The organism is Williamsia sp. R60 (assembly GCF_054063855.1).
The window spans coordinates 54,095-80,972 of sequence record NZ_JBSSGR010000005.1 but is presented as its reverse complement, the minus strand read 5'-3'; the positions used below and the strand labels follow the sequence as shown (position 1 = coordinate 80,972).

Sequence of the window (26,878 nt, the reverse complement as noted above, 5' to 3'; positions counted from 1 at the left end):
GTCAGACGTAGCGGTGGACTCCGCCACCGACGTCGAGGGATGCTCCGGTCACATAGCTGTTGCGCGGTGAGAGCAGTGTGGAGATGGGAAAAGCGAGTTCGTCGGCGGTTCCGAAACGACCGAGCGCGATCCTCCGGTCCTGCGCGATGTCAGCGCTCCAGGTGTCGAAGTCGACGCCCGAACCGTTCTCCTGAAATCGGCGTTGCCACTGCCCGGTGTCGACCAGGCCCAGAAGAACCGAGTTGACCCGTATACCTTCGGACGCGAGATCGTCTGCGAGGGAACGCGACAGGTTGAGAAGCGCGGCTCGGGCAGCTGCGGTGACGGCGAGCCGCAATTCGGGCTGACGCGACAAGATGGCGTTGACCATCACGATCGAACCAGCGTCGGACGCCGCCAGAGCCTTCCGTGCCGCGCGGACCACGTTGAGAGCCCCGAAGATCTTGAGGTCGAACTCGTCTCGGACCTCGTCGTCGGTGGTCTCGTCGAGGGTGCGCATCAACGACTTGCCGGCATTGCACACGACACCGTCGATTCCACCGAGTGAATCGATGGCGCGGGTGACGAAGGTGTTCACCGACGCTCTGTCGGTGACATCGCAGGCCGCCGTGACGACATCGGTCATCCCAGCCAGTTCAGCTGTCGCGGTGCGTAACCGGGATTCGTCGCGTGCACACAGGGCGAGCGTTGCCCCTTCTGCCGCAAGCAGTCGTGCCGTCGCAAGCCCGATGCCGGAGCTGGCACCGGTGATCAGAATGCGGCGTCCCTTCAACTGCAGGTCCATCGGTTCTCCTCGTGGCGTAATTGTTCGTGTTGCCGGCGTCAGCGAAAGACGAATCCGCCGTCGACGACGATGGTCTGTCCGGTGACGAACGCGGCGTCGTCTGACAGCAGGAAGCGCACGACGCCGGCGACATCGTCGGGTGTTTGCTCGCGTGAGAGCGCGCGACCGTCGGCATAGGTCCGGTACCGCTCGTCGGGAACGGTTTCCGTCGCCTCGATACGAATCAGTCCGGGGGCCACTGCGTTGACTCGTACTCCGTACTCGCCGGCGTCGCGGGCCATGGATCGCGTCATGCCGATCACCGCCGCCTTTGACGAGACGTAGTGCACCAGACGCGGTGAGCCGTACATGGCTACGTCAGAGGCGATGTTCACGATGGCGCCGCGAGCGGCGAGCAGTTGCGGCCACAGGTATTTGGTCACGGACCACGTACCTCGAACGTTGACGTCGGTGACCCGGTCGAACTCGTCGTCGGCCAGCTCGAAGAAGGTCGCACCTCCGACACCGTCGGCGATCGCCGCATTGTTCACCAGGCCGATCAGGTGAGAGTCGAGACGCTCGAGCTCGTCGGCCAGGGCGCGAACGGACTCGACATCTCCGATGTCGGTGACGACGGCCGTCGCGAGGCCCCCGGCGGCGACGAGGTCTTCGGCTGCGGCATGCGCGGTGTCGGGATCACGTTCGGCGATCACCACGTGATGGCCCTCGCCGCAGAGCCGTCCGGCAATGGCTCGCCCCAGTCCGCGTCCGCCGCCGGTGACCACTACGGTCCCGGCGTTCACGTCAGCGTCCTGATGAACTCTGCGACCATGTCGGCGACGTGTTCCGGTTGTTCCTGGATGGCGACGTGACCGGCGTCGGGCAAGATGCGCAGCAGTGCGCCCGGGATGCGCTCGGCCAGCAATCGTGACTCGTCCACTCCGGTGACGACGTCGTGCTCACCCACGAGAACGAGTGTGGGGCAAGAAATGTTCTGCAGGTACGGCCCGTGGTCGGTGGCTGCCATGTACTCGGCTGCCGCCCGGAACCCGGGTAGCCGCAGGGCTGCCATCGAGTCGTGAAGCTTGGAGACGATTGCGGGATCCGCACCGGGTGCGGTCAACCGTGGCGCTCTGTGCAACGCGACCGTCGCGGCGCCGACCGCCTGGAGTTCGTCAATGCGGCTCAGCATCGCAGCGGCCTTCTCCGGCGTGGTGCCCGAGCCTCGGGTGCTGTCGATCAGGACAAGCCCCGCGACCCGGTCCGGCCTACGAAGGGCCACCGCAGTGGCGACGACGCCGCCCCAGGACGTGCCGAGCAGCACGACAGGGAGCGTTGGTGAGACCGCCTCGAGAAACTCGATGACCGTCGCCACCAGGTCTTCGCCGACCGACGGATCGGCAGACTCCCCGTACCCCGGCGCATCGAGGCACCACGTTGAGATTCCCTGGGCCGCCATGTTCTCGGCGACGGGTTCGCATGATCGGGCCGATCCGCCGATCCCGTGCAACAACAGGGTGCGCGGAGCGTCGAGTGGGTGTTCTGCGGTGCGTTCGACAGCGTGCAGGCGCTCGCGGACCGCCGATGCGGTGGTCATGACGTGCCCACCGTCTGCAAGGCGCCGTAGAAGTAGTCGGCGTCGCGGGCGGTCACCAGAGCTCGGGCGCCTGGGTCCGGTATTCCTGCCATCGCTGAACGGACGGTTGCGGTGGGGGGACCCGCCGTTCCCCACTGGTCAGACAGTTCGGCAGTTCGACGCCACGTGCGGCAGAGCCAGGCATCCTCGTCGATCTGCGCAACTTCGGAGGTGTATTCGCACACGAGGCCGGCAGGGTCGGTGAAGTACGAGAACGTGTTGTCGCCGGGGCCGTGCCTGCCTGGCCCCCACTGCGGCGAAATGCCATGAGAGCGCAAGCTTCCGATGCCTCTCATGAAGTGGTCGATGGTGGGCATCTCGTAGGCGATGTGGTTGAGCGAAGCCCACGGTGCCTGATTGAGTGCGATGACGTGATGATCCGAGTTGCATCGCAGGAACGTCATTTGGCGTTCCGACCAGTCCGAGATGCGCATCCCCAGCACCTGGGTGTAGAAGGCTGCGGTGCGCTCGATGTCGGTGGTGTTGAGGACGACGTGCGCGATCTTGCGGGGGACGGCCCTTCGGCCGGCTGGTTCCTGAGCGGAGACGGCGAACGTGTCGGCAGACAGTTCCACCACACGTCCCTCCGGATCGACCAGTTGCAGGCCGTAGCCACCGCCCGCGTCGTCGAGCAGACCCGGTGTGCGCAGCATCGGCACCCCGATTCGGTCGAGCGCTCGAGCGGCGTCGTCGACCTCGCGTGGCGTACCGACGGCAAAGCTGATGTGGCCGAGCGCATTCAGATCACCTCGTCGCAGGTCGAGGACGTGATGGTCTGTGCCGGTGGCCCGTAGCCAGAACCGGTCGCCGTCCTCGTCCACTGTCGACAGGCCCCACACCTCGTGATAGAAATCGCGAGACGCAGCGGGGTCGGGAACGCTGAGCGCGACGGAACGCAGACTGCGCAACGTGCACACCGGCGTGTCGGTGAGTACCGGGAGTTGGGAGTAGAGCATGAGCACTCCTGTCAGAGGTCGAGTACGAGTTCGGCAGAGCGGCAGCGGGATACGCAAGGGAACATGGTTGTGTTCGCGGCGTGTTCGGACTCGCTGAGCAGGAAGTCGCGGTGGTCGACGTCGCCCTTGACAACGCCCACCTCGCACGTGCCGCAGATTCCTTCGGTGCAGGAACTCGGAACATCGACGCCTGCGTCGATCAGTGCATCGAGGACGGACACATCGGGACCCACCTGTAGCCGGGTCCCGCTGCGTTCGAGGACAACGTCGAATGCAGATTCGTCGACAGCGGGAGCGGCGGCAGGCGGCGCGGAGAATCGCTCGGTCCGCAGCGTGACACCGGCCGGCGTGACCGCTGCGACTGCGTCGAGCAGCGCTGCCGGCCCGCAGCAGTAGACCACCGCGCCGGGTCCGGCTGACCCGACAAACGACGCCAGGTCCGCAAGGCCGCCGTTCTCGTCGTCCGCATGAACGATCGACTGCCCCACGTGACTCGCCACCTCGTCGACAAAAGCCATGGAGGTCCGGGAGCGGCCCGCGTAGAGCATCTTCCACGCACAGCCGTCGTTGTTCAGCCTGCGCATCATCGCAACGATCGGGGTGATGCCGACGCCTCCTGCCACCAGCAGGTGTTCTTGCGCATCGGGGTCGAGCCTGAAAGCGTTGCGGGGGCCGTCGACCTCGATCAATGCACCTACGGACAGCTGATCATGAACGAGAGTGCTGCCGCCCCTTGACTGTTCGGCGCGCAGGACGGCGACTGTCCACAGCGTTGTGTCTGCGGGATCAGAGCACAGGGAATACTCGCGAACGAGACCGCCGGGCAGATGCAGGGCGATGTGTGCGCCCGGTTCCCACGAGGGCAGCGATGCACCAGCCGGGTCGACGAGCGTGATGCTGGTGACCCCGTCGGCTTCCCAGGTCTTCTGGTGTACGCGTAGCACTCGCGACGTCGGTTCGTGCATCGCCGTTCCTCTCGGTGTCGTTGGTCGGTGGGGTGGTCGGTGTGGCTGCTCGGGGTCAGCGGGTGACGCCGAACATCTCCGAGCTCGGGGGATAGGTGGGCAGCTGCGGCTTGGGTGCGCCGATGATCACGCAGAACAACGCGTCGGTATCGCCGACATTGGCAAGGCTGCGGGGAACACCGGCGGGGACCCGGATCAGGTCCCGGTAGCCCAGCCGTCGCACGGCCTTCTTGGTGCCGTCCTCGACGTCATGCACCGCGACCTCGAGCTCACCCTCGAGGACAAAGAAGACCTCTTCGACATCGTGGTGGGTGTGTTCAGGGCCGACTGCTCCTGCGGGCAGGCGCATGTTGGAGAACGTGAAGTGTTCGGACGGCAGCGTGCGATTGTCGCCGTCGTGATTGCCGGTCGCGCCAGAACCGATGTATCGAATCTGGGCGCGCTTGAAGCGATCCCCGCCCTTGGCTGCCTGGAACCCGAGGGTGTCCCAGTCTTCGTATCGGGTGTCGCGGCTCGCGATGCAGGAGTCGATCTGCTGGTCGAGATCGGAGATGGTCTTTTCAGGGGCAGACATGAGGTGTCCTTTCGGTGGGTGTAGACAAGGGGTTGCGGTAGGGCTCAGGAGCGGTGTGCGATGGCTTCGATCTCGACCGTGGCGCCGTAGGGCAACGCAGCGACCTCGACAAATGACCGGGCCGGGCGCGGCGCATCGAAGATGTTCTCGTAGTGGAGATTTGCGGCATCCCGAAGAGACACGTCTGTCACGAAGTAGGTGGTCTTGACCACGTCGTCGAGCGTCATGTCGATGGTTGCGAGTCGTTCGGACAGTCGGGCGACGGCGGCGTCGAGTGCGGGCTCCACGCCGGCAACCGCGCGCCCGTTCTCGTCGACGGACAGTGCGCCCGAGACGAATCCGAAACCGGCAACGGCGAAAGCCGGACTGTACGGGTGCGCCGAACCGGTGCCGGTCTGGGTTGAGGTAGTCATGTACGAGCCCTTTCAATCGGAGCGCCCCAAGCGAGGGGAGCGTCGGTGAGGTCCAGATAGATGCTTTTCTGATCGGAGTAGTGGCGAATGGCGTCGCGTCCCTTCTCGACGCCCAGTCCGCTGTCTCGGAGTCCGGTGAACGGGGTGGAGATGGAGAACTGTTTGTAGGTATTCACCCAGACTGTGCCGGCGTTGATCGCGTCACCGATCCGCAACGCACGGCGGTAGTTCTCGGTCCAGATACCGCAGGCGAGACCGTAAACGGTGTCGTTGGCTTGGGTTACGACGTCGGCCTCGTCGTCGAACGGCATGATCGCGGCCACGGGGCCGAAGACTTCCTCCTGGCAGATGGCGTCCTCGTTGGTGACGTCGGTGAGGATGGTGGGCGGGTAGTAGCAGCCGTGCTCGAGCCGATCGTCTTGGGGCGGCGCACCGCCCAGGCGTACACGGGCGCCGGCTGCGACGGCAGCATCGACCATCGACGCGACCGAGTCGCGGTGCTGCGCCGAGATCATCGGCGCCACGGCGGTGTTCGGATCCGTTCCGGGGCCGAGACGCAACTGTGCCGCCCGTTCGACCAGTTTGTCTGTGAAGCTCTCGAAAATGCTGCGCTGCACGAAGACTCGAGATCCGGCAATGCAACTCTGGCCGCTGGAGGAGAAGATGCCGAACAGCACTCCCTGGATCGCCCGTTCGATGTCGGCGTCCTCGAAGACGATGGTGGGTGATTTGCCGCCGAGTTCGAGGGTGATGGGCATGAGCTTGTCGGCGGCGATGTGGGCCAGGTGCCGTCCCGTCGAAGTTCCACCGGTGAAGCTCACTTTCGCGACGTCCGGGTGGCGCACCAGCGCTTCGCCGACGGTCCGTCCGGGCCCCGGAAGCACCGACAGCACGCCGGGAGGTAGTCCGGCTTCCTCGCACAGGCGCGCCAGGAGCAGCGTCACCCAGGGTGCCCACACCGGTGGCTTGCTGATGACGGCGTTTCCGGCGGCCAGAGCGGGTGCGAACTTCTGCGCGTCTGAGGCAATCGGTGAGTTCCATGGCGTGATCGCTCCGACCACGCCCATCGGCCGATGGGTCGACATCGTCAGCCATGGCCCACGAGGAGTGGTCAGCGCGCCGTCCATGGTTTCCAGCGCCGCGGCCATGTATCGAAAGGTGTTGGCAGCACTGGTTGCAAGTGCTCGCGTCTCAGACAATGTCTTGCCGGTGTCGAGCGTCTGCAACGCCGCGATCCGTTCGCGGGCGTCGTCGATTGCGTTGCCGATCCGGTGCAAGACGGCGGCCCGCTCGTGGGGGAGCATGGTCGACCAGCCGCTTGTCCGCGCCGCTGAAAGACCCTCGCGGACTGCGACATCAACGGTATCGGTGGTTGCTGCGTGCAGGGTTGCGAAAACCCTGCCGGTCGCCGGGTCGACCGACTGGATCAGTTCGCCTTGTCCGCGCTCCCACCGACCGGCGACGTAGATCTGGTCGATGAGATCAGGTGCGGGATCGTGGGCGGCAGGTGCCGGGTTGCGCGGGGCGCTCACTGCGAGTGTCATGCGGTGTCCGTTCCGACGGGTTAGACGTCCGGCGCGATGGGCGCCGTATGCGCAACTATCTTTGCGCTAAGACAGTTGTAATCCCTTAGCGCTAAGAGGTCAACGCCAGAACGCCCAGCTTAGGGCTTTGTAACGGCAGATTTACACGCCCGAAATCAGCGAGACGCAGGTCACACGGGGTGTGGTGGCGATCACTCGATCGCGAAAAAAGTTTGAGAAAGTTTGTCAGACGGGGCTTGAATCAGCCGGGGAAGCCCGAATCCGCGCTGTCGTCGTGCGCCACCGAGCGGGCCGAGGTCTCGAGTTTGGTCAGGAGTGAGGCCAACGTGGAGGCTTCGTCCTCGGTGAGCTGACCAAGCATGGAATGGAGTTTGGCGAAGTGTTCGTCGGCAACCCTGTCGACGAGGGCGGCTCCCGCCGGTGTGAGTTCGACGTACACGACCCGGGCGTCGCCGGCGTCTTTGGAACGAGTGACCAGGCCGGCATCCTCGAGCCGTTTGACCCGAAGCGACAACCCGCCCGTGGTGACCAGCGTCTGTTCTGCGAGTTGACCTGCGGTCAATCGATGATGTGGCACCGAACGCCTCAGGCAGGCAAGCACATCGAAACCGGAGTCGGTGATGTGGTGTTTGTCGAAGGTCTCGGAGATTTCGCTCTTGTAGATGAGGAAGCTCCGGTGGAGTCGACCGAAAACCTTCAGCGCCGAAACATCGAGTTCCGGGCGGGCAATCGCCCAGTGCGACACGATGACATCGACTCCGTCCATGATGCATGGACACTACCCGCATCGATTACGGCTCGGCCGGTGGCACGGCCGGAGTCGGGGAGGTTCTGGGCTTGCCGAGACGGCTGACTCGCGCTGGAAGCTGCAAGCCGCTTGCTTGCGCCGGAAGCTCCATGGGAGCGCGGGTTGCAAACTTCGACAAGAACCATGCTGGCGTGGTGCCCCCGGTCAGACTCGAACTGACACTGGACGGGTTTTGAATCCGTTGCCTCTGCCAATTGGGCTACGGGGGCGCGTCGCAGACCACACTTTAGATGACGGGCCGGGCGCCGATCCAACCGGTACTGTTGCACCACATCACGGCGCTCGACTGCGCACGGGACGGCGATTTCAATGTGGAGGTGGGACCGATGGCAACGACGGACGCAAGTGCAGCTCAGGCCAAGGAGCCGGCAGCAACGGTCCGCCGTGTCCTGGTCGCCGAAGACGATTCCTTGATCCGGATGGACCTCATCGAGATGTTGCGCGAAGAGGGCTACGACGTGGTGGGGGAGGCTCCCAACGGTCAGGTGGCCGTAGAGCTCACCGAGGAGTTGCGGCCCGACCTCGTCATCATGGACGTGAAGATGCCCGTCCGCGACGGTATCGACGCGGCAGCGGAGATCGCCAGCAAACGGCTGGCGGCCGTCGTCATGCTGACCGCCTTCAGTCAGCGAGATTTCGTGGAAAAAGCCCGGGACGCCGGCGCGATGGCGTATCTGGTGAAACCCTTCACCAAAGCCGACCTGGTGCCGACTATCGAGGTCGCGGTGAGCCGGTACACCGAACTCAACGTCCTCGAACGCGATGTCGCCGACCTCACCGAACGTCTTGAGATTCGCAAATTGGTGGAACGCGCAAAGGGCATCTTGATGGAGTCGCATTCGTTCAGCGAGCCTGATGCATTCAAGTGGATTCAGCGTGCGGCCATGGATCGCCGCACCACGATGAAAGCAGTGGCCGAAGTGGTCATCGAAACCCTCGGCAACAAGGCCAAATAAGCGCTCTGTCAGGCGTTTCCGTCGCGGCCGAGACGGTTCGGTGCCCCGCCGGTGCAGACGCGCCGAAGCGCCGGCCGGACAACCGTGTTTCAAATCGGTCACGGCCAGGCTGCAGGTGCTCTCCAGTTTCACGAACGTTACTCGCGGGCAACACGATGGCGCTAGCTTTACCCAAGCGAGTGGCGGTCGTATGCGTCGTAGAAGACGCGCCGCGCTCGGTGGTTTACCGCGAGGAGAATGTTGATGTCCCACAGATATCTCTTGAGGGGAACGATTGCCGCGGCGGTTTCCGTCATGGCAATTGCCGGCTGTAGTTCAGACGATTCTGACGACACGGCGACGACCGGAGGCGCGACCGGTGCATCCGCGTCTTCGTCCACGGAGGCAACAACCAACACCGACTGTGGTGAGAACGCCGACAAGGCGACGCCAGGACCGGTCAGCACGGCCCCCCTGAAGATCGGCACGCTGCTTCCCGCCACGGGAAGCCTGGCGTTCCTCGGACCGCCTGAGTTCGCAGGCGTCAAGCTCGCCGTGCAGGACGTGAATACGGCAGGCGGCGTACTCGACCAGCCGGTTCAGCAAATTGACGGTGACTCCGGAGACACCACGACCGACACCGCCAACGCCACCGTGGACCGCGAGCTCGCAGCCGGCACCCAGGTGATCGTCGGCGCTGCATCCTCGTCGGTGTCGCTGAAGGTCATCGACAAGATCAGCAACGCCGGGGCAGTAATGTTCTCGCCGGCCAACACATCCGATGAGTTCACCTGCTACGCAGACAAGGGTCAGTACTTCCGTACCGCTCCTGCCGACACCCTGCAGGCCCAGGCGCTTGCACAGGTCATGGCCGAGGGCGGCGTGCAGCGTGTCGCCATCCTGGCGATGAACGACCCGTACGGCACCGGTCTGGCCAAGAACACCGTCTCCGATCTCGAGGCCGCGGGCATCCCGGCCGACCAGATCAAGACGATCATCTACGACCCCAACGCGCAGTCGTTCAACGCCGAGGTCGACCAGGTCAAGAACTTCAATCCTGACGGCATCGCCGTCATCGGATTCGAGGAGAGCGCCAAGATCATCACCCGCATGAACGAGGTGAAGATCGGACCGAAGGACAAGCTCGTCTTCGGTGTCGACGGCAACATGGGCAACGCCCTGGGTGAGTCGGTCGGTCCAGGCATCCTCGAGGGGATGAAGGGCACCACGCCGCTGACCAACGTCGGCCCGCAGTTCGAGGCCCGTCTGAAGTCCGCCGACCCGGCACTGATCGACTTCAACTACGCCGGTGAGAGTTACGACGCGGTGGTCATCTCCGCGCTCGCCGCCGAAGTGGCGAAGTCGACCAACGGCCGTTCGATCGCAGCGAACATCAACGCCGTGACCGAGGGTGGCACCAAGTGCAAGACGTACCAGGAATGCCTCCCGCTGGCCAAGGCCGGTACCGACCTCGACTACGACGGTGTCACAGGCGAATTGGCCTTCGTCACCGCCGGTGAGCCGTCGGTTGGTTCGTACGGTGTACTCGAGTTCGATGGCAGCAACAAGTTGATCACCCCTGTCGCCGACTACAAGGTCGTCAAGGGCAACTGATCACCTCGCAGAGGTGAATGCACAACACTGAGAAAGGCCCGGGTCGCGAGACCCGGGCCTTTCTGCTTGCGCTGAGTGATGAGACCCGACCCCTGCATCGCTTTGCCCTCAACACGTTTCGCCGAAACCAGAACGATCCGCCCCGGTCAACCGGAGCGGATCGTTGCGTAAAGCCTCTGAGTCGAGCTACTTCTTTTCGGCGCTTCCTGCCAGCGTCCCGAGATACAGCTCGATGATCTTCGGATCGTTGGCGAGGTTGGTGCCGGTGTCGGTATAGGCATTGCGTCCCTGATCGAGCACGTAGCCACGATCGCAGATCTGCAGGCAACGTCGGGCGTTCTGCTCCACGAGGATCACCGAGACGCCGGTGGCGTTGATCTTCTTGATCCGGATGAACACCTCGTCCTGGAACATCGGGGACAACCCTGCCGACGGCTCGTCGAGCAGCAGTACCGAAGGCTCCATCATCAGAGCCCGGCCCATGGCCACCATCTGACGTTCGCCACCGGACAGCGCTCCGGCCTTCACCTTGCGGCGTTCGGAGAGCAAGGGGAACAGTTCGGACACGAAGGCGAAGCGCTCGTTGAACTTCTTGGGACGCAGATAAATTCCCATCTCGAGGTTCTCTTCGATGGTGAGGGCAGGGAAGACGTTCTGGGTCTGCGGGACGTAGCCCACACCCTTGGTGACCAGCACGTGCGCCTTGGCCGAGGTGATGTTGTCTCCGCGGAGCGTCACCGCTCCGACCCGCACCGGGATCAGCCCGAACAGGGTCTTGAGCAACGTCGATTTACCGGCGCCGTTGGGCCCGATGATCCCGACGATCTCACCGTCGTCGAGGTAGAAGTTGCACTCCTCGAGGATGTTGATACCCGGTAGATAGCCGGCGGTGATGTCATCGGCACGCAGCAGTGCGTTGGCCGCCAGCTTGCGGTGTTCCTCAGGCGTGGCGGCCAATTCAGCGTGGCTGAGCCCGCCTGGCGCCGCGGTTGCGCCCGATGAGGTGGGCGATTTCGAGAGGTCCGGTCCACTCATGGTTTGTCCTTTTTTCCGTGCGAGGTGGACGGAGTGATCGGGTCGGGCTGCGACAGGTCCCCGCCGGCTTGGAGGGTCTCTTCGATCGCGGCCTCGACCTGCTCTGCCAGCACGGCGGTTTCGCCGACCGGGTTACCGTCCTCGTCGAACTCGAGCGCTTGATCGTGGTGGCCGCCCAGATACGCATCGACCACCGCGGGGTTGTCGCCGAGGCGGCCGGGGAGTGACTCGGCGATCACCTTGCCCTGTGCCATCACCACCACCCAGTCGCTGATGTCGCGGATGACGTCCATGTCGTGTTCGACGAACACCACGGTCATACCCTCATCGCGCAACGCCTTGATGTGTTCGAGCAGGCTCTGGGTCAATGCCGGGTTCACCCCGGCCATCGGCTCGTCGAGCATGACAACCTCGGGATTGGTCATCAACGCGCGTGCCATCTCCAGCAACTTGCGCTGACCACCCGACAGCGAACCGGCGTAGTCGTCCGCCTTGGCATCGAGCTTGAATCGCTTGAGCAATTCGTATGCGCGCTCGGTGGTTTCGGCCTCCTGCTGGCGCCACGTCCACGGCGCCAACGCCTGCAGCATGTGCTCGCCGCTTTGGTGACGAGCACCGAGCCGCACATTGTCGAGTACCGACAACTTCGACAGCGCCTTGGTGAGCTGGAAGGTACGCACCATGCCGTTGCGGGCAACCCGGTGCGGCACAACCCTTCCCATGTGCTTGCCGTTGAGCGACCAGCTACCCGTGTCGGGCTTGTCGAAGCCGGTGATCAAGTTGAAGAACGTGGTCTTGCCCGCCCCGTTGGGACCGATCAATCCCGTGATGCATCCGCGTTGGATCTCCAGGTGCTTCACATCGACGGCCTTGAGGCCACCGAATGTCCGGGTGATGTTGTCCACCGAGATGATCGGGTCGGGTTTGGCCGAACCCGGTTCGGCGGTGACACCGGCGAAGAGCTCGGCGCGTTCGGCCGCGCTGAACGCCTTCAACTCGGCAAGGGTGGCCGGGGCCGCCTCGGTGACCAGCGTGGAGGCGTCCACCCCGATGCCGGGTTCGGAGGCCGATTCGGTGCCGTCGGGACCGGGGGGCTGTGTGTGACGTCCGTCAGGCATCGAGCTGGACCTCTCGCTTGTTACCGAGGATTCCTTGCGGTCTGAAGACCATCATCAGGGCTATCGCCAATCCCAACAAGACGTAACGGGTGGCGCCGACCTGTTGCTGCGTCATCTCGAACCAGGGGTCGGGGCCGGACGTGACCTGGCGCAGCAAGGCATCGGGGATGGCCAGCAGGAACCAGAACAGCATCGCGCCGACAACCGGCCCGAATACCGTGGCGGCACCACCGAGAATCAGCGCTCCGTAGGCGAAGAAGGTCTGCGCCGTGGAGTAGAAGTCGGGGTTGATCGACTGGGTCTGCAGCGCGTTGTACACACCCGCCACGCCACCGATGCAACCACCGAGCACCAGGGCCTGCATCTTGTAGAAGTAGGCGTTCTTACCCAGCGACCGGGCGGCGTCCTCGTCCTCACGAACAGCCTTGAGGACGCGACCCCAGGGACTGCGCACGAGCAGCCACACCAGGAGACAGAGCAACAGCACGATCGCCCAGCCGACCACCATCGCCCAGAGGTCGGTGCCCTGGAACTTGACGCCGAAGAACGAGTACTGCTTGCCGTTGTCGAACGGGCTGTAGTCGAAGAACCCGTCCGCGTATCCGAAGATGCCGTTGGTCGAGTGCGTCAGGTCGTCGGAGGCGGTGGACCGGAAGACCAGTCGCAAGATCTCCGACGCCGCAATCGTGACGATGGCCAGATAGTCGGCCCGTAATCGGAGCGTGGGCAAACCGAGCACAAGGGCCAAGATCGCGGCCGCGACGATGCCGACGATCGCACCCACCCACAGAGGCTGGTCGTAGTTGTCGGCCATGATGCCGACGCCGTAGGCGCCGAGCAGGGCGAAACCGATCTGACCGAAGTTGAGCAACCCGGCGTAGCCGAAGTGCAGGTTCAGCCCGATCGCCAACAGCGCATAGAAAACCGCTGAGGGGCCGATCAATTGGGCAAACGAGGTCTGAAGTGCAGAGATGAGATCCATGAGTCAGCCGATCCTCGCTCTGGACCCGAGGATGCCCTGGGGTCTGATGGTGAGAATGACGATGAGAACGAGAAGGCCACCGATGTACTTGAGGTCGGGGTTGATCCAGTAGGTGGAAACCTGGACCAGAAGGCCCACGATCACACAGCCCAGCAGGGCGCCGTAGGCCGTTCCGAGTCCGCCGAGGGTGATGCCGGCGAACATGAGCAGAAGCAATTTGAAACCCATCTCCCATTGGACACGGCCACCGAGTTCGGACATCGCGAAGAGAACGCCGCCGAGGGTTGCGAGACCGCCTGACAAGGCCCAGACGAACAAGATGACGCGGTCCACGTTGATTCCGGACGATGCGGCGAGGTCGCGGTTGTCGGCAACGGCTCGCATGGCCTTACCGATCCGCGTCTTCTGCAGCATCAGCGCCACCAGCAGCAGCACGACGAGGCTGATGATGATGCACCACAGGTTGACCGGGGTGATCGCGAAGGCACCGGAACCGATCTGTGTCTGCACCTGGTAGTCGTCGAACGGTTCGGCGCGGTCAGAGAAGAAGATCAGGATCCCGTAGCGCATGATGAGCGCCAATCCGATCGACACCACCAGCATCGCGATGAGCCCGGATCGGCGACGCCGCAGCGGTCGCCATATGCCGAGTTCGTTGAGGATGCCGACACCTATGCCGACGATGATCGCCAGGATGGTCGCCGGTATCAGCTGAACACCTAGTTTGACGTTGATCGCCCAGGCCACCACAGCACCCAGGGTCACCAGCTCGCCGTGGGCGAAGTTGGTCAGCCCGGTGGTACCGAAGATGAGGCTCAGGCCGACACCGGTGATCGCGATGATGAGACCGAATCTCAGACCGTCGATCGCCAGCCGCGTGAGTTCCTCGGCGGCCCCGATCTCCGTGGCGGTGCGCTCTTCACCGAAGAGGAAGATCACCGGCCGTGGAGACCCGGCGGTGACCGTGACCGCGACGGTGTCTTTCTGTACCTCGACCCCACTCGGGATGGTCGTCTTGTCGATCACCACCGAATAGGTGCCGGGCGGCAGGTTCATCGTCCATGCCCCGGTTTCCGAGGAGGTGGACGATTGGACCACGGCGCCGGCCTGGTCTTTGGCGTCGACTTTCACTTCTGCGACGGGATCGGAACCATTTCGCAGCGTTCCGAACACTCGGACGGTGTCGTCTGAGGATGGAGCTGGGGTGGCGACAGCGCTTCCGGTGCCGACTATCCCGGCAAAAAGAAGCGATGCCAGCAAGGTCAGGAGAGCGCCTGCCCCTAACTTGGCTCCCAAGACCCGTGCTCGCTGAGCATGACGGGGCATCACGCGTGAATCCTCCCGAAGGTGGTCGGCGCGCGGCACTTTTGCCGCGCGAACATCTCGTTTGGCGACCCTATAACCACGGAGGACTCGCGGCAGGGTTTCTATGTTTCCCCCGAGTTACTGTTGAGTAACTCGCCTTTGTGAGCTGGTTCGACGCCGAGAAAATTGGTTTTGGTGTGGCGTCTTGCCGGGACTGTCGGCGTAGCTCCATACACTTGCGTCGTGAGTCCCGCCCAGATCAGCAAACCCGGCCGTACATCGGCGAAATCAGCGTCCAAGGCGCAGCAGCCGACCTTGATGCTGCTCGATGGTCACTCGTTGGCGTTCCGCGCATTCTTCGCGCTGCCCGCCGAGAACTTCAAGACCGCATCAGGTCAGACCACCAACGCCGTGTACGGGTTCACCTCGATGTTGATCAACCTGTTGCGCGACGAGAACCCGAGCCACATCGCGGCCGCCTTCGACGTCTCGCGGCAGACTTTCCGTGCCGAGGTGTTCCCCGAGTACAAGGCGCAGCGCAGCTCAGCGCCTGACGAATTCCGTGGCCAGATCGACCTGACCAAGGACGTTCTGGGGGCGATGGGCATCCCGGTTCTGGCCCGGGAGGGGTACGAAGCCGACGACATCATCGCCACGTTGACCACCCAGGCAGCGGAGCAGGGTTTCCGCGTTCTGGTGGTCACCGGTGACCGCGACGCGCTGCAGTTGGTGACCGACAACGTCACCGTCCTCTACCCCAAACGCGGTGTCTCGGAGTTGACGCGGTTCACCCCGGAGGAGGTGGAGAAGAAGTACGGGCTGACGCCGTCGCAGTACCCGGACTTCGCCGCGCTGCGCGGAGACCCATCGGACAATCTCCCCGGCATTCCCGGTGTGGGGGAGAAGACCGCATCGAAGTGGATCCGGGAGTATGGATCGCTGTCAGGTCTGGTGGAGAACGCAGACAAGGTGAAAGGCAAAGTGGGCGACGCCTTTCGCGCCCACGTGGCCAGTGTTCAGATGAACCGCCAGCTCACCGAGCTGGTCCGTGACATGGACCTGCCGATCGGTCCCGACGACCTGCAACTGGCGCCCTGGGACCGCAACCAGATTCACCAGCTGTTCGACGACCTCGAGTTCCGGGTGCTGCGGGACCGGTTGTTCACCACCCTCACCTCTGCCGAACCAGAAGCCGAGTCGGGCTTCGATTTACGGGGCAGCCAGCTCGGCGCGGGCCAGGTTGCGGAGTGGCTCGCCGCGCACGCGGCGCCCGGCACCGGCCGGGCAGGCCTGACGATTGTCGGGCCCCGGCAGGTCTACGGGTCGGACGTCACGGGCATCGCGATCGCTGCGGCCGATGGCGAGTCGGCCTACCTCGATCCTGCAGAGATCGGGCCGGCAGACGAGGACGCGATCGCCGACTGGCTGGCCGATACCAACGCCGCCAAAGCCATCCACGAGGCCAAGTGGGCGTTCCACGCACTTCGCGGCCGCGGGTGGCGTCTCGGCGGGGTCACCAGTGATACGTCGCTCGCCGCCTACCTGGTACGTCCTGGCCAGCGATCGTTCAACCTCGACGACCTCGCCCTGCGGTACCTCCGGCGTGAACTGCGCGCCGACGCCGCCCCCGACGACGGTCAGCTCTCGTTGCTCGACGAGGATTCCGGCGCACAGGCCGCGGCCGACCAGGCGATGCTGCAGGCCCAAGCCGTCGGTGAGCTGGCCGACCGCTTCGACGAGGAGTTGGCGAAGATCGACTCGGCCTCACTCCTGACCGACATGGAGCTGCCACTGCTCTTTGTCCTGGCCGAACTCGAAGCAGCCGGCATCGCCATCGATTCAGCACATCTCGAGGATCTCGAGTCAGGATTCGCTGCGCGGGTGCGCCAATCCGCGGAAGCGGCCTACGAGGTGATCGGCGAGCAGATCAACCTGGGTTCGCCCAAGCAGTTGCAGGTTGTACTGTTCGACAAACTCGAGATGCCCAAGACCAAGAAGACCAAGACCGGGTACACCACCGACGCCGATGCGCTGCTCGCGATGTTCGAGAAGACGGGGCACCCGTTCCTGGAACATCTTCTGGCGCACCGCGACGCCACACGGCTCAAGGTCACGGTGGACGGACTCCTGAAGTCCGTCTCGGACGACGGACGGGTGCACACCACCTTCAACCAGACCATCGCGGCGACCGGACGGTTGTCGTCCACCGAGCCGAACCTCCAGAACATCCCGGTCCGTACCGATGCCGGCCGTCAGATCCGCCAGGGGTTTGTCGTGGGTTCGGGTTTCGAGACGTTGATGACCGCCGACTACAGCCAGATCGAGATGCGGATCATGGCACATCTGTCCGGCGACGCCGGATTGATCGAGGCCTTCAACACCGGTGAGGATCTGCACAGCTTCGTCGGATCTCGTGCTTTCGGCGTGCCGATCGACGAGGTCACCCCCGACATGCGCCGACGGGTCAAGGCGATGAGTTACGGGCTCGCGTACGGCCTGAGTGCCTTCGGCTTGTCGGCGCAGCTCAAGATCAGCACGAGCGAAGCCAAAGAACAGATGGAGGCCTACTTCACCCGGTTCGGCGGGGTGCGCGACTACCTGCACGAAACCGTCGAAGAGGCCCGCCGCAACGAGTACACGTCCACCTTGTTCGGTCGCCGTCGCTACCTGCCCGACCTCAACAGCGACAACCGGCAACGGCGCGACGTCGCCGAGCGTGCGGCGCTCAACGCGCCCATCCAGGGCACGGCGGCCGACATCATCAAGGTCGCCATGATCGACGTTCAACGGGCGCTCGCAGAACAGAACCTGACGTCGCGCATGTTGCTGCAGGTGCACGACGAGTTGGTGTTCGAGGTCGCGCCGGGTGAGAAAGAGCAACTGGAGTCGCTCGTCCGCGCAAAGATGGGTGGGGCGATCGAGTTGTCGGTGCCGTTGGACGTGTCGATCGGCTACGGCCGGTCATGGGACGAGGCCGCGCACTGACGATCAGTGGACCGCCCGAAAGTTTTTTCGGAGCCGTGTCGATCTGACGGATCGTCGTTCGACGTATGGCTGAGAACCTCAAACGGAACTCTCGCAGGGACGCCTTGCGATCACACGGAACAGGGGAGAACACAATGCGCTACATGCTGATCATGCGGACCACTGAAGAAGCCATCGAGGCGAGCAAGTCGATGGACTTCGAGGAGATCATCGCCGCCATGGGGGCGTACAACGAGTCGCTGATGAAGGCGGGGGTACTGCTCGGCGGTGAAGGCCTCTCGGGCGCAGAAGAAGGCTTCGTGGTGGACTTCGACTCCGACCCGCCCGTGGTCACCGACGGCCCGTACGCCGAGGCGAAGGAACTCTTCAGCGGCTTCTGGATCCTGCAGGTCGCGAGCAAAGAGGAAGCGGCGCAATGGGCTTCGCGCTGCCCGCTGGGTCCGGGTGTGAAGCTCGAGGTGCGCCGCGTCACCGAGGTCGAGGACTTCCCGGCCGACAACGAGTGGATTCAGAAGGAAGAGAAGTGGCGCGAGGAGCTCGATCAGCGCACCAGCTGATCTGAGCGCAGGTGAGTTCGCCGGAAGCCATCCACCGCACCGTCGACGCGGTATGGCGTATGGAGGCAGCCAAGATCATCGCCACGCTGACACGGATGGTGGGTGATGTCGGTGTCGCCGAGGACCTTGCGCAGGAAGCGCTGATCCAGGCGCTGACGCAGTGGTCGGAGTCGGGTGTCCCGCGAAATCCGGGCGCCTGGCTCACCACCGTGGCCAAGCGCAGGGCAGTTGATGGCTGGCGTCGGCAGGAACGTCTCGACGCGAAGTATGTGGAGATGGCCCGCGACCTGGACTCCAGGCCAGATGCCGACCTCGAGTGGGACCCCGACCACATCGACGACGACGTGCTGCGACTGGTCTTCGTATCCGCCCACCCGGTGCTGTCGCGGGAGGGCCAGATCGCTCTGACGTTGAGAGTCGTCGGTGGTCTCACCGCCGAAGAGATCGCCAAGGCGTTCCTCGTGTCCACGTCCACCGTTCAGCAGCGCATCGTGCGCGCGAAGAAGACGCTCAGCGCGGCTCGGGTGCCTTTCGAGGTGCCCCGCGAGGACTATCCGCGCCGGCTCTCCGCCGTGCTCAGTGTGATCTACCTGGTGTTCAACGAGGGTTACGCGGCGTCGTCCGGCGATCGGTGGATCCGAACCGAGTTGTGCGACGAGGCGTTGCGGCTCGGCCGGATCCTGGCAGGACTTGTTCCCGACGAACCCGAAGTGCACTCGCTCGTGGCGTTGATGGAGTTCCAGGCATCCCGTTTTGCCGCTCGCGCAGCACGGGACGGTTCGCCGATCCTGCTGGCCGACCAAGACCGCAGTCGGTGGGACCGTACCCAGATCCGCCGGGGCGTCGCGGCGCTGGCTCGCGCCGACGCGTGCGGTCGCGGACGCGGTCCCTACGGTCTGCAGGCGGCGCTGGCCGAATGCCATGCGAGCGCGCCGACCGCCGACGACACCGACTGGTCACGCATCGTCCTGCTCTACGAGGCGCTCGGTCGCCTGTCGCCGTCTCCCGTCATCGAGCTCAATCGAGCTGTCGCGGTCTCGATGGTCTCTGGCCCGGCGGCAGCACTCGACATCGTCGACGGAGTCGTCGCAGACGGTACGTTGGCGCGCTCGCACCTGCTTCCGGCGGTGCGCGGCGAGCTCCTGGGACAGCTCGGGCGGGTTGATGAGGCACGCACCGAATTGCTGACCGCTGCGGGGATGACCGGAAACCGAAGGGAGCGAGACGTTCTCCTCGCGAAGGCCCGCGCATTCGACGCGTAGCCGGACACATTGGGAAAAAGCCGAGAATCCAGCGGTACCCCCAGTAGTGTGGTTGAAGTCACACATCGCTTGGAGGTATGGACATGGCATCAGCCGGTATGAACGAACTCCATCACAGCATCGGAGCTCTGCGGCACCACATCGTCGCGCTGAAATTGCAGTACGGGGACGCCGACGCGGTGCGCCGACTGACCAATGATCTCGACCGGCTCGAGATCGACCTGCACGATTTCGAGCAGTCGCCCCCGCGCATGCTGCGACCACCGGTCAACAAGTCCGACGTGGTGTACGTACCCGACAGCAAGTCCGACGAGTCGGCATGGCTGGGCGCACAAGACGAAGGGCTGGGTTTCCACTCGCGTGAGCGGACGATGTGAGCGCCCCCGCGACTGAGCGGGGCACAACGGGAGTCTTTTCGCCGGGTCGGGCACGCATCTTGGTGCGCACCCTCCGCGAGGACCGGTGGTGGGTTCCGCCCCTGCTGACGGTGCTGGGACTCTCCGCGTTCATCATCTACGCGACGGTGCGGTCGTTCGTCCGCAGTGCGTACTGGGTCGAGGACTATCACTACCTCACGCCGTTCTATTCACCCTGTCTCAGCGAGTCGTGCGTGCCCGGTTCGAGTCACTTCGGCACCCCGTTCCCTGAACTGCCCATCTGGATTCCGCTCGGGTTCGTGGTGTTGCCGTTCCTGCTCGGTTTCCGATTGACCTGCTATTACTACCGCAAGGCCTACTACCGCTCGATCTGGTTCTCGCCGCCGGCGTGCGCGGTTGCCGAGCCACACAGTCGCTACACGGGGGAGACGCGGCTTCCGCTGATCATCCAGAACGCGCATCGGTACTTCTTCTACGCGGCGGTCATCGTGTCGGTGATCAACACCTACGACGCCCTCACGGCATTCCATGGCAAAGGTGGGGGTTTCGGTTTCGGTCTCGGCAACGTGATCCTGATCGTCAACGTGGTTCTGCTCTGGATCTACACGATCTCGTGCCATTCCTGCCGACATGTCACCGGCGGCCGCCTGAAACACTTCTCCGCCCATCCCATCCGATACCGGGTGTGGACACAGGTGTCCAAGCTCAACACCCGCCACATGCAGTTCGCCTGGATCACCCTGGGCACGCTTGTCCTCACCGATTTCTACGTGATGCTCGTTGCCAGTGGCACGATCTCCGATCTGCGTTTCGTGGGTTGATCCCTTGCCGCACAGCACCTTTCGAGCGATCAATCCACATACGTCCCTGTCGTCAGCCTGGAGGAGTCAGCTGTAGATGACCGAAACAGAACGCCATCAGTACGACGTCGTGGTCATCGGCGCCGGTGGCGCAGGCCTGCGTGCGGTCATCGAGGCCCGAGAACGAGGACATTCGGTGGCGGTGGTCTGCAAATCGCTGTTCGGCAAGGCGCACACCGTGATGGCCGAAGGCGGTTGCGCGGCGTCGATGGGTAACGCCAACTCTAAGGACAACTGGCAGACGCACTTCAAGGACACCATGCGCGGGGGCAAGTTCCTCAACAACTGGCGGATGGCCGAGTTGCACGCCAAAGAGGCGCCGGACCGGGTCTGGGAACTGGAGACCTACGGTGCGCTGTTCGACCGGACCGAGGACGGCCGGATCTCCCAGCGCAACTTCGGAGGGCACACCTATCCCCGCCTGGCGCATGTCGGCGACCGCACGGGGCTGGAGCTGATCCGCACCATGCAGCAGAAGATCGTCTCCTTGCAGCAGGAAGACTTCGCGGCCACCGGCGACTACGAGTCTCGTATCAAAGTGTTCGCCGAGTGCACGATCACCGAACTGCTCAAGGACGGGGACGCCATATCGGGGGCCTTCGGGTATTGGCGGGAGTCGGGCAGGTTCATCCTGTTCGAGTCGCCGGCGGTGGTGCTGGCCACCGGCGGGATCGGGAAGTCGTTCAAGGTCACCTCCAATTCATGGGAGTACACCGGTGACGGGCATGCCCTGGCACTGCGGGCAGGCGCGAGCTTGATCAACATGGAGTTCATCCAGTTCCACCCGACGGGAATGGTCTGGCCTCCCAGCGTCAAGGGAATCCTGGTGACCGAGGGTGTGCGCGGCGATGGCGGTGTTCTCAAGAACACCGACGGCAAGCGGTTCATGTTCGACTACATCCCGCCGGTGTTCAAGGGCCAGTACGCCGAGACCGAGGAAGAGGCCGACGAGTGGCTGGCCGACAACGACAGTGCCCGGAGGACTCCCGACCTCTTGCCTCGAGATGAAGTCGCCCGGGCCATCAATGAAGAGGTCAAGGCCGGGCGCGGCACGCCACACGGAGGGGTGTTCCTCGACATCGCCTCGCGGATGCCGGCAGACGAGATCATCCGGCGGCTGCCGTCGATGCATCATCAGTTCAAGGAACTGGCCGACGTGGACATCACCGCCGAGCCGATGGAAGTGGGCCCCACGTGTCATTACGTGATGGGCGGTATCGAGGTGGACCCCGATACCGGTGCGGCCGCGGTTCCGGGCCTGTTCGCGGCAGGCGAGTGCTCGGGCGGGATGCACGGGTCGAATCGACTCGGCGGCAACTCGTTGTCCGATCTCCTCGTGTTCGGGCGTCGGGCCGGACTCGGGGCCGCGGCGTACGTGGAGTCGCTCGAGTCACACCCGAAGGTGTCCGACGACGACATCGACCGGGCAGCCAAATTCGCGCTCGCGCCTTTTGATCCGCCCGCCGAGGGCAAGCCCGAGAATCCGTACACGCTGCAGACCGACCTCCAGCAGGCGATGAACGACCTGGTCGGCATCATTCGCAAGGCCGACGAGGTCGAGCAGGCCATCGAAGTCCTCGGCGAGATCCGCAGTCGGCTGTCCGGGATGCAGGTGGAGGGTCATCGCCAGTTCAATCCTGGGTGGCATCTGGCGGTCGACCTGCGCAACATGCTGATCGTCTGCGAATGCGTGGCGAAGGCCGCGTTGATGCGTACCGAGAGCCGCGGCGGCCATACCCGCGACGACTACCCGGGGATGGACTCGGCCTGGCGCAACACACTGCTGGTCTGTACGGCCGACGGGTCAGGCGACGACCCGGTTCCGGAGGTCTCGGTCCGCAAGAAGGAACAGACCCAGATTCGGCCAGAACTCCTCGAACTCTTCGACTTCGACGAGATCGAGAAGTACTACACGGCCGACGAGATCTCGGGGCATCCGAATGCCGGCGCCGGGGCATGACCGTGCACTCAGCTCCGACGAGGCAGGAGATTCGACATGGGGTATGACGCCAACTTCCGGATCTGGCGGGGGGACATCGAGGGCGGGGAGCTGCAGGACTTCACCGTCAACGTGAACGAGGGCGAGGTGGTGCTCGACATCATCCACCGGCTCCAGGCCACCCAGACGCCCGATCTGGCGGTGCGCTGGAATTGCAAGGCAGGCAAGTGTGGCTCCTGCTCGGCTGAGGTGAACGGCCGGCCAAAGCTGTTGTGCATGACCAGGATGTCGACCTTCACCGAAGCGGATGTCATCACCGTCACCCCGTTGCGCACGTTCCCGGTGATCCGGGACCTCGTCACCGACGTGTCGTTCAACTACCAGAAGGCCCGTGAGATCCCTTCGTTCACGCCGCCGCCGGGCCTCAAGGCGGGGGAGTACCGGATGAAGCAGGTGGACGTCGAGCGCTCTCAGGAGTTCCGCAAGTGCATCGAGTGTTTCCTCTGCCAGGACACCTGCCACGTGGTCCGCGATCACGAGGAGAACAAGGAGCAGTTCGCCGGCCCCCGCTATCTGATGAGGATCGCCGAACTGGACATGCACCCGCTCGACGTCGCCGAACGTCGCGATTCGGCGCAGGCCGAGCACGGACTGGGGCTGTGCAACATCACCAAGTGTTGTTCGGAAGTATGCCCGGAGCACATCAAGATCACCGACAATGCGCTGATCCCGATGAAGGAACGCGTTGTGGACCGCAAATACGATCCGCTGGTGTGGTTGGGTAACAAGCTTTTTCGGCGCTGAGACATTGGTGTTCGGCTTGAGGTCGGTGTTTGCCGGGTGAGTAGCCGCCCGGAGCGGCCGTCGGCCAGCGCATATCGGCTTTGCGGTAGCGGATGTGTGGCTTCGGCGGAATCCGGGTATGTGCGACCCGAACCAACACTGCGTTCAACACGTAGGGTTGGTCACGTCAACCGCCGAGCCGATCGACGAGGTGTGCATGCCGCTGGAGAACCCCCTGAACCCGCTCGAACCGCCGGTGCCGCCACCGGACACGGGCGACGCCGAGCACACTGCCGACGGCCACCTGGTCGAAGCGCAGTCCGACGACTTCGCTCATGCGAAGCCGTTGCGCGTCGACAACGACTGGTTCAAGAAAGCGGTGTTCTATGAGGTGCTGGTTCGAGCATTCAACGACTCCAACAACGACGGCGTCGGTGATCTTCGGGGCCTGATCGAGCAACTCGACTACCTGTCGTGGCTGGGCGTCGATTGCCTGTGGTTGCCGCCGTTCTACGACTCGCCGCTGCGCGACGGCGGGTACGACATCCGGGATTTCCGTACGGTGCTGCCCGAATTCGGCACGGTGGACGACTTCGTCGAGCTACTCGAGCAGGCTCATCGCCGGGGAATCCGGATCATCACCGACCTGGTCATGAACCACACGTCGGACACCCATCAATGGTTCCAGGAATCACGCACCGACCCCGACGGGCCGTACGGCGACTACTACGTGTGGGCCGACGACGACTCGGGCTACTCCGACGCCCGGATCATCTTCGTCGACACCGAGATCTCCAACTGGACCTGGGATCCTGTTCGCGGCCAATACTATTGGCATCGATTCTTCTCCCATCAGCCCGATCTCAACTACGACAACCCCGAAGTCGCGACCGCGATGATCGACGTGATGCGGTTCTGGCTCGACCTGGGCATCGACGGCTTCCGCCTCGACGCTGTGCCGTACCTGTTCGAGCGCGAGGACACGAACTGCGAAAACCTCTCGGAGACGCACGAGTTCTTGCGGCGTTGCCGCAAGGTGGTCGACGACGAGTACCCTGGCCGCGTGTTGCTGGCCGAGGCCAACCAGTGGCCTGCAGATGTGGTGGATTACTTCGGTGAACCCGAGGAGGGCGACGAATGCCACATGGCATTCCACTTCCCGCTGATGCCGCGCATATTCATGGCCGTTCGGCGACAGAACAGGTTCCCCATCTCGGAGATCCTGGCTCAGACCCCAGCGATCCCGAAATCGGCCCAGTGGGCGATCTTCCTGCGCAACCACGACGAGTTGACCCTCGAGATGGTCACCGACGAGGAACGCGACTACATGTACTCCGAGTACGCGAAAGACCCTCGGATGAAAGCGAACATCGGGATCCGCCGTCGCCTCGCGCCGCTGCTCGACAACGACCGAAATCAGCTCGAACTGTTCACCGCGCTGCTGCTGAGTCTGCCGGGTTCGCCGATGTTGTACTACGGCGACGAGATCGGCATGGGCGACAACATCTGGCTCGGCGACCGGGATTCGGTTCGTACCCCCATGCAGTGGACGCCTGACCGCAACGCCGGGTTCTCCCGTACCGATCCGGCCCGGATGTATCTGCCGGTGATCATGGATCCCACCTACGGCTTCCAGTCGGTGAACGTGGAAGCGCAGATGAATTCCACGAATACCCTGCTGCACTGGACCAGGCGGATGATCGAGGTACGCAAGCAGCACCCGGCCTTCGGCCTCGGGACGTTCACCGAACTCGGCAACAACAACCCGTCCGTGCTGACGTACCTGCGCGAGCTCGCCCCGTCGAACGAGGAACGTCGTTCCAGCGACGTGATCCTGTGCGTGAACAACCTGTCGCGTTTCCCGCAGGCGGTCATCCTCGATCTCACGCCGTTCGACGGCCGGATACCGGTGGAACTGACGGGATCGATCCCGTTCCCGAAGATCGAGGGCCACGACTACATGGTCACCTTGCCGGGTCACGGGTTCTATTGGTTTGCCTTGCAGCCCGATCCGGCTGACGCCAATGTTGCCCCGGGTTATCCGCTCAGCAGCGAAGCAGAGGCGGCGGTGCAGCCATGACCACTCCCGTACCCAGCGATGAACAGCTCGCCGTCGACCTCCGGAGCTGGCTGCCGAGTCAGCGCTGGTTCTCCGGCAAGAACCGAACGATCGCCCAGGTTCGGGTGGTGTTGCGCGTTCCACTCCTCGACGAGGAGGGTTTCGCCGCCGAGCACGTACTGGTCGAAGTAGATTTCGATGCGGGTCCGCAGCAGCGTTATCAAATCCCCCTCGGGTTCCGGACACATTTGTCCGACCCACTGCTGACCTGGTCGCTACCCGAACCACCGTCGGATGTCGCTGCGGGGTACGACGGACTGCACGACCCGGAGATCCTCGCCCGGTACCTCACCGCGCTGGCCGGTCAGGAAGACCTCGGCCCGCTGGCGTTCCGGACGCTGCCCGACGTCACCATCGACCTCGCCGATACGGGCCGAAGTCTGGGTGTGGAACAGTCGAACACGTCGGTGGTGTACGGAGAGTCCCTGCTGTTCAAGGCCTTTCGCCAGGTTGAAGTCGGGATCAATCCCGATGTGGAACTCCATCGGGCGCTCAGCGAGGTGGGCTGTGAGCACGTCGCCGCTCTCCGTGGCTGGGTCGAAACCGAGATCGACGGTGAGACCACGACGTTGGGCATGGCTCAAGAATTCGTCGAGAACGCCGCCGACGGCTGGAGTATGGCGCTGGTCAGTGTGCGGGATCTCTTCGCCGAAGCCGATCTGCACGCAGCGGAACTCGGCAGCGACTTCGCGGGTGACGCAGAACGACTCGGTGCCGCGGTGGCACACGTACATGCCGACCTTGCAGCAAGTCTCGGCACCGAAGAGCGCCAGGCTTCCGACCTCGCGATCGATGAGATGCGCGCTCGGCTCGATGCGGCCGCCGAAGCCATCCCTGACATCGCCGAGTACCGCGATGGCGTGCTCCGCGTGTACGACGAGGCCGCGCAGGCCGGCCCGACCACGATCCAGCGGGTCCACGGTGACCTTCATCTCGGCCAGGTCTTGCGGACGCCCTGGAAGTGGCTGCTCATCGACTTCGAGGGCGAGCCGGTGAAGTCGGTTGCGGATCGTCGTAAACCCGACAGCCCGCTACGCGATGTTGCGGGAATGCTGCGGTCGTTCGACTACGCAGGACACCACCTGCTGGGAGAGAAGTCGCCCAATCGAACTCACCAGCGTGAGTTCCGTGCCAGTGAGTGGGTCGAACGGAACTCGTCGGCATTCTGTGATGGCTACGCATCGGTCACCGGGACAGATCCGCGCGCATCGTCAGCGCTGTTGCGGGCGTACGAACTGGACAAGGCCGTGTACGAAGCGGTGTACGAGGCGCGGCACCGGCCTTCGTGGCTGCCGTTGCCTTTGAGTGCGATCGCCAGGCTCGTCGCGCACTGACCTGCGTGCGCGGC

Annotated in this window: 24 protein-coding genes and 1 tRNA gene; 11 read left to right on the top strand and 14 right to left on the bottom strand. The window is 64.0% G+C overall.

Features of this window, described 5'->3' with window-relative positions:
- Window position 1: 1 nt before the first annotated feature.
- The 10 genes from ACVWY6_RS23135 to ACVWY6_RS23090 form a co-directional block, all read right to left on the bottom strand.
- Window positions 2–784 (bottom strand): SDR family oxidoreductase, encoded by a 783-nt coding sequence (locus tag ACVWY6_RS23135; RefSeq protein ID WP_457541277.1) that lies wholly within the window; start codon window positions 782–784, stop codon window positions 2–4.
- A 38-nt stretch (window positions 785–822) separates the two neighbouring features.
- Window positions 823–1,566 (bottom strand): SDR family oxidoreductase, encoded by a 744-nt coding sequence (locus ACVWY6_RS23130; protein WP_457541275.1) that lies wholly within the window; start codon window positions 1,564–1,566, stop codon window positions 823–825.
- Window positions 1,563–2,360 carry an alpha/beta fold hydrolase gene (locus ACVWY6_RS23125; RefSeq protein WP_457541273.1) on the bottom strand — a complete coding sequence of 266 codons (798 nt, stop codon included), beginning with the start codon at window positions 2,358–2,360 and terminating at the stop codon, window positions 1,563–1,565. The genes ACVWY6_RS23130 and ACVWY6_RS23125 overlap by 4 nt, the downstream gene beginning before the upstream one ends.
- On the bottom strand, window positions 2,357–3,355 hold the full coding sequence (locus ACVWY6_RS23120) for a VOC family protein (protein WP_317714608.1): 999 nt from the start codon (window positions 3,353–3,355) through the stop codon (window positions 2,357–2,359). The genes ACVWY6_RS23125 and ACVWY6_RS23120 overlap by 4 nt, the downstream gene beginning before the upstream one ends.
- An 11-nt stretch (window positions 3,356–3,366) precedes the next feature.
- Window positions 3,367–4,320 carry a PDR/VanB family oxidoreductase gene (locus ACVWY6_RS23115; RefSeq protein WP_457541270.1) on the bottom strand — a complete coding sequence of 318 codons (954 nt, stop codon included), beginning with the start codon at window positions 4,318–4,320 and terminating at the stop codon, window positions 3,367–3,369.
- Between the two features lie 55 nt (window positions 4,321–4,375).
- The gene (locus ACVWY6_RS23110) at window positions 4,376–4,894 is read right to left on the bottom strand and encodes a cupin domain-containing protein (protein WP_030173083.1); all 519 of its coding nucleotides are present in this window, start codon (window positions 4,892–4,894) and stop codon (window positions 4,376–4,378) included.
- A 44-nt stretch (window positions 4,895–4,938) separates the two neighbouring features.
- Window positions 4,939–5,307, bottom strand: coding sequence for a RidA family protein (locus ACVWY6_RS23105; protein ID WP_062799343.1), 369 nt, complete (start codon window positions 5,305–5,307; stop codon window positions 4,939–4,941).
- Complete coding sequence (locus tag ACVWY6_RS23100; protein WP_457541267.1) at window positions 5,304–6,851, bottom strand: aldehyde dehydrogenase; 1,548 nt, start codon at window positions 6,849–6,851, stop codon at window positions 5,304–5,306. The genes ACVWY6_RS23105 and ACVWY6_RS23100 overlap by 4 nt, the downstream gene beginning before the upstream one ends.
- A gap of 241 nt (window positions 6,852–7,092) precedes the next feature.
- A complete protein-coding gene (locus ACVWY6_RS23095) occupies window positions 7,093–7,617 on the bottom strand; it encodes a MarR family winged helix-turn-helix transcriptional regulator (protein ID WP_457541265.1) in 525 nt (174 codons plus the stop codon).
- A 174-nt stretch (window positions 7,618–7,791) separates the two neighbouring features.
- Window positions 7,792–7,868 (bottom strand) — tRNA-Leu (locus tag ACVWY6_RS23090).
- Window positions 7,869–7,985: 117 nt separating this feature from the next.
- On the opposite strand from ACVWY6_RS23090, the gene ACVWY6_RS23085 reads away from it, so the two are divergent.
- Complete coding sequence (locus ACVWY6_RS23085; RefSeq protein WP_030173097.1) at window positions 7,986–8,615, top strand: ANTAR domain-containing response regulator; 630 nt, start codon at window positions 7,986–7,988, stop codon at window positions 8,613–8,615.
- Window positions 8,616–8,858: 243 nt separating this feature from the next.
- Entirely contained in the window at window positions 8,859–10,208 is a 1,350-nt protein-coding gene (locus ACVWY6_RS23080) for an ABC transporter substrate-binding protein (protein ID WP_116915076.1), read from the top strand.
- 186 nt (window positions 10,209–10,394) lie between these two features.
- On the opposite strand, the gene ACVWY6_RS23075 is transcribed toward ACVWY6_RS23080, so the two are convergent.
- The 4 genes from ACVWY6_RS23075 to ACVWY6_RS23060 are packed head-to-tail and all read right to left on the bottom strand — an operon-like array spanning window position 10,395 to window position 14,669.
- Window positions 10,395–11,243: an ABC transporter ATP-binding protein gene (locus tag ACVWY6_RS23075; protein ID WP_023960758.1), complete on the bottom strand. Its 849-nt coding sequence runs from the start codon at window positions 11,241–11,243 to the stop codon at window positions 10,395–10,397.
- Window positions 11,240–12,361: an ABC transporter ATP-binding protein gene (locus ACVWY6_RS23070; protein ID WP_457541262.1), complete on the bottom strand. Its 1,122-nt coding sequence runs from the start codon at window positions 12,359–12,361 to the stop codon at window positions 11,240–11,242. The genes ACVWY6_RS23075 and ACVWY6_RS23070 overlap by 4 nt, the downstream gene beginning before the upstream one ends.
- On the bottom strand, window positions 12,354–13,343 hold the full coding sequence (locus ACVWY6_RS23065; protein ID WP_023960754.1) for a branched-chain amino acid ABC transporter permease: 990 nt from the start codon (window positions 13,341–13,343) through the stop codon (window positions 12,354–12,356). The genes ACVWY6_RS23070 and ACVWY6_RS23065 overlap by 8 nt, the downstream gene beginning before the upstream one ends.
- 3 nt (window positions 13,344–13,346) lie before the next feature.
- Window positions 13,347–14,669 (bottom strand): ABC transporter permease subunit, encoded by a 1,323-nt coding sequence (locus ACVWY6_RS23060; protein ID WP_457541260.1) that lies wholly within the window; start codon window positions 14,667–14,669, stop codon window positions 13,347–13,349.
- A gap of 222 nt (window positions 14,670–14,891) precedes the next feature.
- On the opposite strand from ACVWY6_RS23060, the gene polA reads away from it, so the two are divergent.
- From polA to ACVWY6_RS23015, 9 genes are all read left to right on the top strand, one after another.
- The gene (polA, locus tag ACVWY6_RS23055; protein ID WP_023960750.1) at window positions 14,892–17,633 is read left to right on the top strand and encodes a DNA polymerase I; all 2,742 of its coding nucleotides are present in this window, start codon (window positions 14,892–14,894) and stop codon (window positions 17,631–17,633) included.
- A 134-nt stretch (window positions 17,634–17,767) separates the two neighbouring features.
- Entirely contained in the window at window positions 17,768–18,190 is a 423-nt protein-coding gene (locus tag ACVWY6_RS23050) for a YciI family protein (protein ID WP_457541258.1), read from the top strand.
- Between the two features lie 59 nt (window positions 18,191–18,249).
- On the top strand, window positions 18,250–19,452 hold the full coding sequence (locus ACVWY6_RS23045; RefSeq protein WP_457541413.1) for an RNA polymerase sigma factor: 1,203 nt from the start codon (window positions 18,250–18,252) through the stop codon (window positions 19,450–19,452).
- 83 nt (window positions 19,453–19,535) lie between these two features.
- Window positions 19,536–19,829 carry a hypothetical protein gene (locus tag ACVWY6_RS23040; protein WP_030173116.1) on the top strand — a complete coding sequence of 98 codons (294 nt, stop codon included), beginning with the start codon at window positions 19,536–19,538 and terminating at the stop codon, window positions 19,827–19,829.
- On the top strand, window positions 19,826–20,650 hold the full coding sequence (locus tag ACVWY6_RS23035; protein ID WP_030173119.1) for a hypothetical protein: 825 nt from the start codon (window positions 19,826–19,828) through the stop codon (window positions 20,648–20,650). The genes ACVWY6_RS23040 and ACVWY6_RS23035 overlap by 4 nt, the downstream gene beginning before the upstream one ends.
- 76 nt (window positions 20,651–20,726) lie before the next feature.
- Window positions 20,727–22,649: a fumarate reductase/succinate dehydrogenase flavoprotein subunit gene (locus tag ACVWY6_RS23030; RefSeq protein ID WP_457541256.1), complete on the top strand. Its 1,923-nt coding sequence runs from the start codon at window positions 20,727–20,729 to the stop codon at window positions 22,647–22,649.
- A 36-nt stretch (window positions 22,650–22,685) separates the two neighbouring features.
- Window positions 22,686–23,432, top strand: a complete 747-nt coding sequence (locus ACVWY6_RS23025) for a succinate dehydrogenase/fumarate reductase iron-sulfur subunit (protein WP_062799328.1) — start codon at window positions 22,686–22,688, stop codon at window positions 23,430–23,432.
- Window positions 23,433–23,628: 196 nt separating this feature from the next.
- On the top strand, window positions 23,629–25,491 hold the full coding sequence (gene treS, locus ACVWY6_RS23020; protein WP_062799795.1) for a maltose alpha-D-glucosyltransferase: 1,863 nt from the start codon (window positions 23,629–23,631) through the stop codon (window positions 25,489–25,491).
- Window positions 25,488–26,864 (top strand): maltokinase N-terminal cap-like domain-containing protein, encoded by a 1,377-nt coding sequence (locus ACVWY6_RS23015; RefSeq protein WP_457541254.1) that lies wholly within the window; start codon window positions 25,488–25,490, stop codon window positions 26,862–26,864. The genes treS and ACVWY6_RS23015 overlap by 4 nt, the downstream gene beginning before the upstream one ends.
- Window positions 26,865–26,878 lie beyond the last annotated feature (14 nt).